The 12,993-nt window shown below is 45.4% G+C and carries 11 protein-coding genes; all 11 read left to right on the top strand.

What is annotated here, in order from left to right; genetic code table 11:
• The first annotated feature begins 3 nt into the window (after positions 1 to 3).
• Positions 4 to 858, top strand: coding sequence for an SDR family oxidoreductase (locus GAP13_RS02155; protein ID WP_158905722.1), 855 nt, complete (start codon positions 4 to 6; stop codon positions 856 to 858).
• A 24-nt stretch (positions 859 to 882) separates the two neighbouring features.
• The gene (locus GAP13_RS02150) at positions 883 to 1,737 is read left to right on the top strand and encodes a glucose 1-dehydrogenase (protein ID WP_186338810.1); all 855 of its coding nucleotides are present in this window, start codon (positions 883 to 885) and stop codon (positions 1,735 to 1,737) included.
• Entirely contained in the window at positions 1,715 to 2,920 is a 1,206-nt protein-coding gene (locus tag GAP13_RS02145; RefSeq protein ID WP_306769187.1) for a M24 family metallopeptidase, read from the top strand. Before GAP13_RS02150 ends, GAP13_RS02145 begins: the two co-directional genes overlap by 23 nt.
• Positions 2,917 to 4,182 (top strand): aldose epimerase family protein, encoded by a 1,266-nt coding sequence (locus GAP13_RS02140; RefSeq protein WP_158905718.1) that lies wholly within the window; start codon positions 2,917 to 2,919, stop codon positions 4,180 to 4,182. The genes GAP13_RS02145 and GAP13_RS02140 overlap by 4 nt, the downstream gene beginning before the upstream one ends.
• A 119-nt stretch (positions 4,183 to 4,301) precedes the next feature.
• Positions 4,302 to 5,348 carry a substrate-binding domain-containing protein gene (locus GAP13_RS02135; RefSeq protein ID WP_158905716.1) on the top strand — a complete coding sequence of 349 codons (1,047 nt, stop codon included), beginning with the start codon at positions 4,302 to 4,304 and terminating at the stop codon, positions 5,346 to 5,348.
• Positions 5,349 to 5,428: 80 nt separating this feature from the next.
• Positions 5,429 to 6,928: a sugar ABC transporter ATP-binding protein gene (locus GAP13_RS02130; RefSeq protein WP_158905714.1), complete on the top strand. Its 1,500-nt coding sequence runs from the start codon at positions 5,429 to 5,431 to the stop codon at positions 6,926 to 6,928.
• Between the two features lie 30 nt (positions 6,929 to 6,958).
• Positions 6,959 to 7,975 (top strand): ABC transporter permease, encoded by a 1,017-nt coding sequence (locus GAP13_RS02125; RefSeq protein WP_222126122.1) that lies wholly within the window; start codon positions 6,959 to 6,961, stop codon positions 7,973 to 7,975.
• The gene (locus tag GAP13_RS02120) at positions 7,972 to 8,955 is read left to right on the top strand and encodes an ABC transporter permease (RefSeq protein WP_158905710.1); all 984 of its coding nucleotides are present in this window, start codon (positions 7,972 to 7,974) and stop codon (positions 8,953 to 8,955) included. Before GAP13_RS02125 ends, GAP13_RS02120 begins: the two co-directional genes overlap by 4 nt.
• 11 nt (positions 8,956 to 8,966) lie before the next feature.
• Positions 8,967 to 9,881 (top strand): sugar phosphate isomerase/epimerase family protein, encoded by a 915-nt coding sequence (locus GAP13_RS02115; RefSeq protein ID WP_158905708.1) that lies wholly within the window; start codon positions 8,967 to 8,969, stop codon positions 9,879 to 9,881.
• A gap of 92 nt (positions 9,882 to 9,973) precedes the next feature.
• Positions 9,974 to 10,696: a GntR family transcriptional regulator gene (locus tag GAP13_RS02110; protein WP_158905706.1), complete on the top strand. Its 723-nt coding sequence runs from the start codon at positions 9,974 to 9,976 to the stop codon at positions 10,694 to 10,696.
• Positions 10,693 to 12,813: an oxidoreductase gene (locus GAP13_RS02105; RefSeq protein ID WP_158905704.1), complete on the top strand. Its 2,121-nt coding sequence runs from the start codon at positions 10,693 to 10,695 to the stop codon at positions 12,811 to 12,813. The genes GAP13_RS02110 and GAP13_RS02105 overlap by 4 nt, the downstream gene beginning before the upstream one ends.
• Positions 12,814 to 12,993: the final 180 nt, after the last annotated feature.

The following is a 12,993-nucleotide window of genomic DNA, read 5'->3' as shown; positions in this document are numbered from 1 at the left end:
AAAATGCTCGAAAATTTAAGCAGCTTGTTTTCCCTCAAAGAGCGAGTAGCGGTCATCACAGGGGGCGGGGGAGACCTGTGCGGCACAATGTCCAGAGCACTCAGTATTGCGGGCTGCAAAGTTGCGGTCCTGGATATTCTTCTTTCAAAAGCAGAAGCTGTAGCTGAAGCAATACGGGCAGAAGGGGGAATCGCGCAGGCATATGCCTGCGATGTGCTCGATGAAGCGAGTCTAAAATCTGCGTATGAGGCAATCTGCTCTTCGCTCGGAGTGCCAGACATACTCATCAATGGAGCGGGTGGAAATAACCCCAAGGGAAGCACCAAAGCTGAATTTTTGGATCCCGAAAAGCTGGACGACCCCGAATCCTCGAATTTTTTCGACCTGGATTTTGATGGCGTTCGCAAAACATTCGATTTGAACTTTTTGGGAACCTTCCTGCCAACTAAAGTCTTTTCGCGCGGGATGGTCGAAAAAGGTAAGGGCGCTATTTTGAATATTTCATCGATGGGCGCCTTCAATCCGCTCACGCAAGTCGGTGCGTATTCCGCAGCCAAAGCGGCAGTTGCCAATTTTACAAAATGGCTTGCGGTGCATTTCGCTCGTACCGGCGTGCGCGTGAATGCTCTCGCTCCAGGTTTTTTCATGACAGAGCAGTTACGCTTCCTGCATATCGACCAAAAGACTGGCGAACCTACTCCTCGTTCGCGAAAAGTGATCTCCCATACGCCCATGGGTCGCTATGGCAATCCGGAGGATTTGCTGGGAGCAGTTATTTACTTGCTTTCCGATTCGGCGAGCTTCGTAACCGGAGCCGTTTTGCCAATCGATGGCGGTTTTTCATCGTATAGCATATAGGAACATATAGGAGGTAAATTCGAAATGAGCGCTGAGCAATATTCTCCGCCGAATGAGGCACCGAAGAGAAAAATTTATGAAGTGCTGAAGGGCCAGAAAGCTCTCGTCACTGGTGCGAGCAAAGGTCTTGGTGCTGGAATTGCGGCAGCTCTTGCGGAAGCAGGATGCGATGTGCTTGTCAATTATGCAAGCGACAGAAAAGGCGCCGAAGAAACCGCAGCTGTAGTGGAAAAATTCGGGCGCAAAGCGCACATATTCAAAGCCGATGTTTCGAAAGAAGAAGAAGTGCTTGCGATGTTTGGCGAAATGAAGCGGATTTTCGGCCGAATCGATATCCTTATCAATAATTCAGGAATTCAGGTCAATGCGCCCTTCCATGAAATGACGCTCGACCAGTGGAATAAAGTCATTGGCATTAATTTGACAGGGCAATTCCTTTGCGCGCGCGAAGCGGTGAAAGCCTTCATGAAGCAGGGAATTAATCCCGAAATTTCATGCTCTATGGGCAAGATTTTGCATATCAGCTCCGTCCATGATGTGATTCCCTGGGCAGGACATGTCAATTATGCTGCCGCAAAGGGCGGCATCATGCTGCTTATGAAGAGCATTGCGCAGGAAGTTGCTTCTCTCAAAATCAGAGTAAACAGTTTATCGCCAGGCGCAATCCGTACGCCGATGAATGTCGAGAAGCTTGTTTCGCCTGAAGAATACAAGCGCATACTGCTTGACCATATTCCTGTAAAGAGAATAGGAGAGCCTGAAGATGTCGGCCGTGCAGCGGTTTGGCTTGTTTCGGATGATTCCGATTATGTGCATGGTGCCACGCTCTATATTGATGGCGGCATGACGCTCTACCCTGAATTCGCTTCGGGAGGCTAATACGCGAACAAATGCAGAAAGGCTCGAGATTGCCCGAAACGCTCTTGTTTCCGCAAGGATCGATGCACTCATGTGCCGGCTGCCGGAAAATGTGCTGATGCTTTCCGGGCACTGGCCTTTATGCGGAGATGCGGTGCTCGTATTCCCTGCAGAAGGGAATATGGTTTGTATTGTTCCCGAAACCCAAGTTGAAGAAGTATCCGCAGAAATCTGGGATGCGCAAATACTTGCGTACGCGCACGGACGCCACGATTCTCCTGACCAGGAAAGAGAAATCGAGCGCTGCCTGATTGATTTAGCCAATAAAAACAGCTGGAAAACAATTGGGTATGAGGGGACTTTCGAGGGCATAGCGGCACCGGGAAATGTAGCGGAGCCCAGAGTTCCCAGCAAAAGATTCGAACAGCTTCTAAAGAGCGCAACGAGCAAAGCTACTTTTATCGATGCACAGGAACTTCTTGATTTACTGAGAAAGACAAAAACAGCATGGGAAATCGAAAAAATCAGGCTGGCCAATGAAATTGCAAATATTGGATTTGAGGTGTTTTTCGAAATGGTCGATGCAGGGCGATCAGCGATTGAACTTGCTGCTGCGGTCGAGCAGGCGATCATGGTGAAAGGAACGGGATACAAAAAGGCAAGGCGAGTTCGAGCCTTTGCACAGGTGGCTGTAGGTAAAGATGAAACTTTAGCTGGCTGGAGGCCTTTCGAGGTCACTACGAACAGAAAATTGCAAAAAGGCGAATTGGCTATCCTCGAGTTGGCAGTTGTGGCTGATGGATATTGGGCGGATCGGACGAGAGTCAGAGTTGCGGGAAGCGCTTCTCCTGAACTGCAAAGGTTAAGCGATATTGTAAAGCAAGCACAGGATGCCGCGATTTCCGCGATATACCCGGGAGTGTGTGCGAGCAAGATAGACAAGCAGGCTCGTGGAATTATTTCCAAAAATGGGCTGGAGAATGAATTTGTCCATATAACTGGTCATGGTGTGGGATTCCGCTATCACGAAGGATATCCGATCCTTGCTCCAGGGAGCTCGCAAGCTCTTCTTCCGAACGCAATTGTAACTGTAGAACCTGGCGTCTATTTGCCGGATTTCGGTGGTATAAGGATAGAAGACGACATTGTCGTCACGAGCGAGGGCCCTGAAATTTTGGCTCCATTTTCGAGGCAATTATCATGAAATCATCAGTTCAAGCAAAACCTGTCGTAGAATCAGGATTCCGAAATGCTGTAGCTCTAGGAAACGGCATTTTTCGCGTTCTAGTGGATGCAGAAGGCGGAATGATTCCGGAACTTAGTAGAAAATGTGGAGATACTTTTATCAATGCACATTGGCTTCCGTGGTTCCGTGGGATGGCGCCAAGTCCAGAAGCTGGAAATCTCCAATCTCATGAGTTATTCCAAAAAATTCCCCTCCTGGAACGGATTGCAGGAAATTTCCCTTGTGTACCTTCGTTTGGAGACAGCGATCCCGTCGATGGAGTCGAAATTCCGCCTCATGGATGGACTGCAAACGAGCAATGGCAGCTGGAGAGCGCAGGAACAGATGAAAACAAACGTTATGCCTGGGCTAGATTTCAGATGACCTCTCCGTCCGATCGCATGAAGCTTGAGTTCGAGAAAACCGATTTGGTGTTTGCGGATGAGAGCGTTCATTATTCGATTCTAAGAATTAAGAATTTGAGCACCAAAGACATCGAGATCAATGCAGCTTGGCATAATACAATCGGATTTCCATTTCTAACAAAGAATTGCAAAATTTCAGCATCTGCAAAAAATTTCAGCACTCCTCCCAAAGGCAGTGAATTTGATATGACAGGCAGGCTTGCAATTGGCAGTAAATTTACAGATCTAGATCGGGCACCTCTCAGGGATGGCGGAACGGTGGATCTAGCTATTGTTCCAGATATGATTGGGTATACCGATTTTATTACGGGCGCAGTGCCAAAAGAAGCAAAATTGGGGTGGTCTGCATGTGTGAACAGTGAGCTTTCGCTTGCCTATATAACTTGGTTTATGGGGCCAGATACTGTGCAAACTGATGAAATAGGCCTGTGCTTTAACAACTTTTGGATGCAATATGGTGGCAGACCATACGCTCCCTGGGCGATGTACGAAGGCGCGCCAGACCAGACCTTCTGTCTTGGAATGGAAAACTCAATTGGTGCCTGGGCAAATGGCCTCGCTGACTCTATTGCGAAAAAAGAACTTCTTGGAAGGCCAACAACATTGAAACTGAGCTGTGGCGAGCAAAAGACACTTCTATATGCAACAGGATTATTCGATCTTGGGAGCGAAGCGCTCGATGAGCCTGTCAAGCATATTGAACCTACATCTGCTGGTTTGCGGCTTGAATTCAATCATGTTGCCATAAGCGTAAAAGCGGATGGTTCTCTGGAGAGGTTGAGAAGCATTGCAAGGTCGAATGATTGTTTCGCCTGATTGCAGAAAAATGCTTAGGTGTAAGGCTCGACTGACAGAAGCAAAGGTTGAGCCTTTTTGAAGTGGAATCGAATCAGGAGTTTCCTGATACGAAAGTATATTTATAGGAGGTCATCAGTATGAGAAGAAAGGGATTCGGGATTGTGTGTATCTTGCTGGTCCTGCTGCTAGGAGTCGGGGTTTCCCTCGGCGCAGCACCGAAGAAAGCACCTGTTGTAGGCATTTCGACAGGTTCGTCTGGAACTTCCTGGCGAAATATCATGATCGACGCATTGCAAACCGTCGGCAAGGAGTATAAAGCCGCCGGCAAAATTGCAGATTACCTGATCGTAAACAATGTGACGAACGGCGATGCAACAGAACAGGCGAACATAATCCGCGATTTTATTTCAAGAGGAGTGGATATCATTCTTGTCAACCCGAACTCGCCTGATGCACTCAATGGTGTTATCAAGGAAGCACAGGCTGCAGGAATCCTTGTTGTCGCATTCGATGCAACAGTAACCGCGCCGAATGTACTTAATGTCACCCTTGATCACTATGCCTGGAATCTCAAGAATGTAGAATACATAGCCTCGACTCTCAAAAGCGGCAATGCAATCCAGATATACGGTCTTGATGGACATCCGGCGAACAACGACCGTATCAGAGCGACTGCCGATGTGCTAAAGAAGTACCCCAACATCAAGCTGATTGCAAACACAACGGGCTACTGGGATCAGACAAAGGCAAAAGAAGTAGCAGCGCAGATAATTGGAAGCGGCAAACAGATTGATGCAGTCATCACCCAGGATGGCGAAGCATATGGCGTCCTTTCTGCATTTCTCGATGCCGGCAAGCTTCCGAAAGTCATGTTTGGCGATCCAGGAACTGCTTTCTTTAAAGAGTGGAAAAAACTCCGCGATAAAAAGGCTGACTTCAAAGCCTGTGCTCAGCCCAATCCTCCTGGAATCGGCGGAACCGCCTTCCGCATGGCTCTGAATTTGTACAATGGCAAAACCTTCAAACCTGGAGTCCTCAAGGATAATACCTATTTCTATAAAGTCGGTATGTTCATTACGGACGACAATTTTGAAGAAGGCTGGGCTCTGCTGAAGGACAAGCCAGACGATTATTTGCTGAGCGAAATCATGTCCCAGAAAGATGTTGATGCTCTGTTTCAATAATTAGCTTAGTCTGGAAAAAATCACGAATGATTCAGGAGACAATAAAAGTCTCCTGAATCATTTCATAGCAAGGTGAAACCGTGAACATTCTTGAAGCTAAAAACATAAAGAAAAACTTCGGTGGTGTTGCTGCTCTGTCAGGCGCAAGCCTTACTTGCCGGGAAGGCAGGATTACAGGGCTTTTGGGTGCAAACGGTTCCGGGAAAAGCACACTTTCGAAGATTATAGCTGGAGTTTATGCCCCTGATGATGGGGAAATAACGTATTTGGGCAAAAAGATTCATTATAAAAATCCTCACGAAGCCAAACAGCAGGGCATTGGGATGGTGTATCAAAACCTAAGCCTTGTGCCCGAATTGACGGTATGGCAAAATATTGTCCTTGGTGACGAAAGAAATGCTGGTTATTTTCTAGATGATAAAAATGCAAGAGAGAGAACAACAGATATAGTTCACAAGCTGTTGCCAACCCTGGATATAGAGAAAAAAGTCTTCGAGCTCACACCTAGTGAGATGCAGGTTGTAGAAATCGCAAAAGCGGTTTCGCGAAAGCCAAAACTGCTGATACTGGATGAGCCGACTGCCGCATTGGAAAAAGTGCAAGTTACCAGTCTTTTCAACATGATGAAAGAACTCGCCTCCAGCGGTGTAGCGATTATCTTTACCTCGCACCGATTATGGGAAGTAGTTGAAATATGCCATGACCTGACAATTTTCAGAAATGGCCGGAATGTCGGCAGCATGGATTTCGATAAAGATGAAAAAGATGTCAAAAAAATCATTTTCTATATAACAGGCAGCCAAAGTGAGACCAGCATAGCAAAAACATGCGCTGAAACGTGTGGCGAGACAAGGTTGAGCATAAAAAACCTGAGCCTAGGCACAATTCTCAGGAACATTTCGTTTGATCTGAAAAAAGGGGAAATATTGGGTGTTGGCGGACTTGCGGGACAGGGGCAGCAGGAACTCATGCTTGCTCTTGCGGGAAACTTCCCCAAGATAGGTTGTGATGCAAGAATCGATGGAAAGCCGATAAAACTGACCAAGCCAAGCAAAGCTATTCGCAATGGCATCGTGTTGGTACCGGGCGACAGAGAAACAGAAGGATTGTTTAGCAAGCACTCGGTTTTCTCGAATTTGATATTTTCGAAGATTGGCGTTGACAAGAAAATTTTCATTATACCTCATAGAAAATTGAAAAAAGAATGCGAGCAGATTGTTGATATTCTTGCGCTGAAGGCTGCCAGCTTGGATGCTCCTGTATCAACGCTTTCGGGCGGAAACCAGCAAAAAGTTGTCATCGGAAAATGGCTAGGCTTGGAGATAAAAGTTTTGCTTCTCTCAGACCCAGCAAAAGGGATCGATATAGGAGCAAAAGCCGATCTCTATAGTTACATCGTCAACCAGGTACGAAGCACGGGGATGAGCGTTGTCTTGTATGCATCAGACACGAAAGAACTTATCGAATATTGCGACAGGCTTTTAATAATGTATGAAGGATCTATCGTCGCAACGCTCGGAACCGAAGAAATTACAGAGGAAAACATCATTCGTGCATCGATGCACGTAGAGAAAGAATAGAAGGGAGCCGGGAAAATGCAAGGGAAAAGCATGGAAACAAAAAAACGCACACTGAGAGATTTCACCTCGAAACCTGAATTTTCCAGCTTGCTGATTCTTTTAGTGATGTTTGCATTGACCGCCATCCTGCAAAAGAATTTTTTCGAAATTAAATCAATAATGCGAAATATCAATGCGTTTGCTCCGCTTATCCTTGTAACAATGGGGCAGGCTGTAGTCATTATCTCTGGAGGGATTGACCTTTCATCTGGTACCGCGCTGTCCTTGCTTACCTGTGTGCTTACTTCAATAATGAAGAAAAACGACCCGATAACAGGTCTTTATGGCATTATTGTCGCTTTTATTGTTGCGCTTCTTATAGGCTTGATCAATGGTTTTGGCATAGGGTATTTGAGAATTCCGCCGGTTATTTCGACTTTCGCAACATCATTCATATGGCTTGGAATAGCTTTGTTCCTGAGGCCAACGCCCGGCGGCGAATCTGTTTCATGGTTCGGGGTTTTTTACAATTTCGACACATTGAAAGATATATCAGGGTTTTTCGGCACTTTGAGCGGGTTTTTGCCGCCTTCTCTCTTGTTGATAATAATTGGATGCATTCTCTGGTATGTGATAAGCAAGACAAAGACAGGAAGATATATATATGCCGTGGGAGGCAACAGCGAGAGTGCTTACGAAAGCGGAATAAATACTGCAAAAACACAGATGGTCGCTTGCATGATAAATTCAATTTTTATTTTCCTAGCGGCACTGTTTTTTGTTGGACAAACTGGTTCAGGTGATGCACGAATGGGTGATCCATTGACATTGAGATCCATCGCTGCAGCAGTCGTCGGCGGAATAGCCCTATCCGGCGGAAGGGGAAATGTCTATTTTGCGCTCGTAGGGGCTCTTATCCTCAGTTTCGTGAATAAAATCATCTTTTTTGCAAATATTCCATATGCATACCAAACGCTTGTTGGAGGGGCTATTGTTATTGTGGCGATTGCTGGTTCCCAGGCATATATTTCATACAGCACGAAAACCAAGGAGATCAAAATAGGATGAAAGCGCAGGCTCATGTTTCAACTGCATTGGACAGCTCATTCTTCAGCAAATACAAGAAACTGATCGTTGCTGCGCTCCTGATCATTTTTCTATTTGTTCTGGGAGAAATTATTGTATCTGATTTTTTGAGTGTCGGGCAGATTCTGTTGACAATCAAACTATCTTCGTTTATTGCCCTATTCGGGTTATGCCAGATGATTGTCATAGCAGCAGGGGGGAGCGGTCTGGACCTTTCAGTTGGATATACAGCTACCGTTACTGCTGTTCTGACCGCGAAGCTGATGGATGGCAAGAATGAGAATATTTGGATAGCTATACTTGTCGCGCTTGCATTGGGATTTATTATTGGCGTGCTCAACGGATTTTTCGTTTCGTACATAAAATTGCCGCCCCTCGTCGTGACACTGGCGATGTCTCAGATGATACAAGGCGCGATTAATGTTTATACAGCGGGGAAGAATATTACTGGAAAACCCTCTCCGATCCTTCAGCTTATAGCTGCAAAGACAACCGGATTTGTGCCTAATATTATTTTTTTGCTGATTTTGCTGACCATTATTGTCATGCTTATTCTTAACAAAACTAGAATTGGTATTTTGCTGTACGGAGTGGGAGCAAACCCCACGGCGGCTCATTTGAGCGGCGTCGACATAAAAAGGGTCCGGTTTCTTTCTTACGTGGTCAGTGGAATACTGGCAAGCTTTATAGGGCTCCTACTGTTAGGTAATATGGGGATTGCGTTCAAGGATATGGGCTCCAACTATGTCATGCCGAGCATCGCTGCTGCAGTTGTCGGTGGGGTATCCCTTGCAGGCGGTGATGGGAATTATCTTGGTGTTGTACTGGGCGCCATCTTTCTACAAACATTGACAAATCTCCTCGTCGCGTTAGGCTGGGGAGATGCAGGAAAATGGACAGGGTTCGGGATAGTTCTATTCTTGCTTCTCATTGTGTACGTGAGCAATCGTCGCAAGCGGTGAGGAGGTTTATTATGAAGTTGGGTTTTGTCAGTGCTATTTTGCCGGAGTATTCTTTCGAGCAAGTGATTGACTTCGCATCTGAAAACGGATTCAAGTGCGTTGAAATAATGTGCTGGCCCAAAGGCAAGGCGGAGAGAAGATATGGTGGTGTGACGCATATCGATATGGATTTGATGGACAAACAGAAAGCAGATTATATATTTGAGTACATCAGCAACAAGAATGTTCATATATCCGCAGTGAGTTATTATCCTAATAATATGGATCCTGACCCACAAGAACGGCAATTTTATAATGAACACCTGAAAAAAGTAATTATAGGTGCACGTATGCTTGGGCTTCATAATGTTAATACCTTTGTGGGTCGTGATCAGAATAAGAATCTATCTGACAGCATAGCCGATTTCCGAAAGATTTGGCCTGATATAGTGAAATTTGCCGAAGACAACGACGTCAGGATCGGAATCGAAAGTTGCCCCATGTATTTCACCATGGATGAATGGCCGGGCGGGAAAAACCTTGCAGGATCGCCCAAAATATGGCGAGAATTATTTAGTATCATTGATAGCAGGTATTTCGGGTTGAACTATGACCCGTCGCATCTTGTATGGCAGAGAATGAACTATATCGCCCCTATTTATGAATTCAAGGACAAAATAATGCATGTGCATATCAAGGATGCTCAGCTCTATCAGGACAGACTTGATGATGTTGGCGCCTTGGCACCTCCACTTGAATATCATTACCCGAAAATTCCTGGTCTCGGCGATATACAGTGGGGGAAATTTATTTCAGCTTTAAGGGATATTCGCTACAAGGGAGCTGCATGTATTGAGATTGAGGACTATAGTTTCGAAGATTCCCTGGAGGATCGGATACTTGCTTTACGTCAGTCTAAAGCATACATGAACCAGTTTATTCTATAGCAGAAGAAATGTGTACTTATGGTAAAGAATGTAATTATTTAAACTTAATGCTTGACAGATTTCATATATGATATATAATTGCTGGAGTGAACATGGGCATTGAAACATTCAGACCTGCCAGCCGCTTATCTCTAAGCGAGCAAGTTTCAAAACATATCCTTGCCAAGATTTCATCAGGAGAATTGCTGCCAGGTGATAGAGTTGTCGAAGCGCAAATATGCAAAGAACTTCATGTTAGTTCAATACCTGTAAGAGAAGCCATCCGCGAATTGGTTGCGAATCATATCCTTGAATATGTCATTCACCGTGGTGCTCAGGTTCGTGAAGTCAGTATGCGGGAAACTATCGATGCCTTGGAAGTCAAATCGGTGCTTGAGCCATTAGCTGCGAATCTAGCTGGGCTTAAGAATCTCAGGAATATTCTTCAAAAACTGCGGAAATATATACCTCAGATGCGCAAGGCGTTGGAAGCAAATGATCATGTAGCATTTCAAGCGAGCAATCAAGAATTCCATCGCCATATCGTTGAGGCTGCAGGTAACGCGATATTGCTTCGGCTTTGGGAACAGCTCGCTTTTGATATCAGAACAAAGCCTCTCATGGATTATCTAAGAATCGCCGATCCGGAGCAATTGATTGGCGAGCATCAAAATGTCATCGATGCAATTGAAGAAGGTGACACGAAGAAAATCGGCTATATGCTCGAAATCCATTCTGTCCACCTGGTCAATCATCTGAGAGAAAAAATGGCGGAAAACGCCGAAGAGGCGGAAAAACATATTTTAGTCATTAACAAGAGGAGGAAGCAGGTATGAGCGAAAGCAAGTATGTTAATTTGTTCAAACCGATTAAAATCGGGAATTTTGTTGCCCCGAACAGAATCTGTCATGTTCCCACCGACATCTCTTCAGCAAATGCTGATGGATCTGTAAACCAAAGAGTAATTACGTATCATGAAGAAATCGCAAAAGGGGGCACAGGATTTATAATAGTAGGTGCTTCGACGCCGGATAAAGCGACAGGCCGTCCGACTGTTACCTGCATTGCGGTGGATGAAGATCCACTTATCCCGGGGTTAGCCGAGCTTGCAGAAGCAATGCACCGCCATGGTGCAAAATGCGCAGTTCAAATTCAACATCCAGGGCGGCAGTCAGCATGGCCTCGGCACGATATGATCTCGGCTACAGACATGGTTGTAGATCTTCCTGGTTCGGCTGGTCATGAGGTTGTGTATGCAGAATCGAAAGCCAAAGGCAAATCGATTCGTGCTATGTCAGTCGAAGAAATTTATGATTTAATCGAGAAATTTGCGGAAGGCGCATGGAGAGTTCAGCAGGCAGGTTTCGATGGTGTCGAGCTGCATGGAGCGCATGGTTATTTAATTGCGCAATTTATGAGCCCATATGTAAACAAGAGAAATGACCGTTTTGGCGGCAGCTTTCAGAGCCGCATGCGTTTTCCCCTCGAGATAATTGCAAGAATTCAGCAGAAGTGCGGCAAGGACTTCCCGATTGGCATTCGCTATTCTGGAGATGAGTTCATCGAGGGAGGCAGAAATCTGGAAGAAAGTGTAAAAGTTGCTCAAGTAATGGAAGAAGCAGGAGTTGCTTGGCTTGATATCAGTGCTGGCATTTTTGAATTGCCTGGGCCTACGATGGATCCAATGTATTATCCCCAAGGTTGGAATACATATGCTGCTGAAGAAATCAAAAAGCATGTCCATATTCCAGTTATAACAAGTCATTCACTGCGCGAGCCCGATTATTGCGAAAAGATTATTGCAGAAGGCAAAGCCGATATGGTAGGTCTTTCTCGTCAATTGATAGCAGATCCGTATTGGGCAAACAAAGCAAGAGCTAGCCAAACAGAAGAAATTAGAAAATGCATTTCATGTCTTGTCGGTTGCTGGCAAGAATCTTTAATGATTAAAAGGCATATGCGCTGCGCAATAAATCCAGCTATTGGCGATGAACGATTTATTAATTTTGGCCCAGCTAGCAAGAAGATGAAATTGGCGATAGTTGGCGGCGGCCCGGGTGGGATGGAAGCAGCAAGAATTGCAACATTGCGAGGTCATGATGTCACCATTTTTGAGAAAGGCGAGGAATTAGGTGGCGCAATTCTCTATTGTTGCACTGTGCCTGGAAAGAGCAAAATGCGCTGGTATGCAGATTGGCTGCGGCGTCAAATCGCAAATCTTGGCATAAAGGTTGTATATAGCACTATACCGAGTGCCGAGCAGTTAAAAGAATTCGATGCGGTATTTATTGCCACCGGCGGTAAAGTCGAAAAACCCGATATCCCAGGAATCAATTCTTCTCGAGTCTTTACTTTTGAAGATGTGCTCCGTTGTAAGGTTAAGGGTTGCGAATTCTGGCCGAAGGATGGGAAAAAAGCTCCAGCAGATGTTGGTGAGACAGTTCTCATTTGGGGAGACCATTTCGGGGCAGCTGACACAGCTGAAAAGCTTGGAATGGAAGGCAAGAAAATCATAATTGTGACTGAAAATAGCCAGTTCGCTGCATGGATGGAACCCTGCCATAAAGATGTCTTTGATAAGCATCTGAAGGGTGGACAAGGAGAAGGCCTAAAAGGCAAAGTCTTTGCTCACCCTGCCCAGGTAATTACTGATTCAACAGTCCTCGAAATCAAAGACGATGGCTCAATAGTTCTCTTAAGTGGCAAATTCGAGAAATCCGTTGTCAAAGCGGATACAGTTGTACTCGCAAAAGTTGTGCCCAATGATAGTATAGCAGAGGAATATCGAAAGGCAGGCCTCCTTGTTACTGTGATAGGAGATGCAAAGAAAGTCCGCAATTTAAGAAATGCAGTTGCTGATGCAGCTGATCGAGCTTTTGTGCTCGGAGAAAATGCTCAGCTTAACGCAAATAAAGAAATTATTGCTAATCTTCCTACTGGCATTTCTCTTTAATCTTAAATAGCCGCAGAGACAGTTGATGTTTCTCTGCGGCTATTCTTGATTGACAACATATTTATAAATTCTTGCTCGAATTATCGCATAGGAGAATTAAGCGTATGGCAAAAGTGAAAGTTGGCGTAGCAGGATATGGCGTCATTGGTCAGCGATTGGCAGATGGTGTGGCGTTGCAGG

It is taken from the genome of Rectinema subterraneum (genome assembly GCA_009768935.1).
Classification (GTDB): domain Bacteria; phylum Spirochaetota; class Spirochaetia; order Treponematales; family Rectinemataceae; genus Rectinema; species Rectinema subterraneum.
This window is presented reverse-complemented; position numbering and strand designations above follow the sequence as displayed.

Excerpts from the sequence above, each read along its gene's own strand:
- GAP13_RS02155 (WP_158905722.1), top strand. The coding sequence starts at position 4 with ATGCTCGAAAATTTAAGCAGCTTGTTTTCCCTCAAAGAGCGAGTAGCG.
- GAP13_RS02150 (WP_186338810.1), top strand. The coding sequence starts at position 883 with ATGAGCGCTGAGCAATATTCTCCGCCGAATGAGGCACCGAAGAGAAAA.
- GAP13_RS02140 (WP_158905718.1), top strand. The coding sequence starts at position 2,917 with ATGAAATCATCAGTTCAAGCAAAACCTGTCGTAGAATCAGGATTCCGA.
- GAP13_RS02135 (WP_158905716.1), top strand. The coding sequence starts at position 4,302 with ATGAGAAGAAAGGGATTCGGGATTGTGTGTATCTTGCTGGTCCTGCTG.
- GAP13_RS02125 (WP_222126122.1), top strand. The coding sequence starts at position 6,959 with ATGGAAACAAAAAAACGCACACTGAGAGATTTCACCTCGAAACCTGAA.
- GAP13_RS02120 (WP_158905710.1), top strand. The coding sequence starts at position 7,972 with ATGAAAGCGCAGGCTCATGTTTCAACTGCATTGGACAGCTCATTCTTC.
- GAP13_RS02115 (WP_158905708.1), top strand. The coding sequence starts at position 8,967 with ATGAAGTTGGGTTTTGTCAGTGCTATTTTGCCGGAGTATTCTTTCGAG.
- GAP13_RS02110 (WP_158905706.1), top strand. The coding sequence starts at position 9,974 with ATGGGCATTGAAACATTCAGACCTGCCAGCCGCTTATCTCTAAGCGAG.
- GAP13_RS02105 (WP_158905704.1), top strand. The coding sequence starts at position 10,693 with ATGAGCGAAAGCAAGTATGTTAATTTGTTCAAACCGATTAAAATCGGG.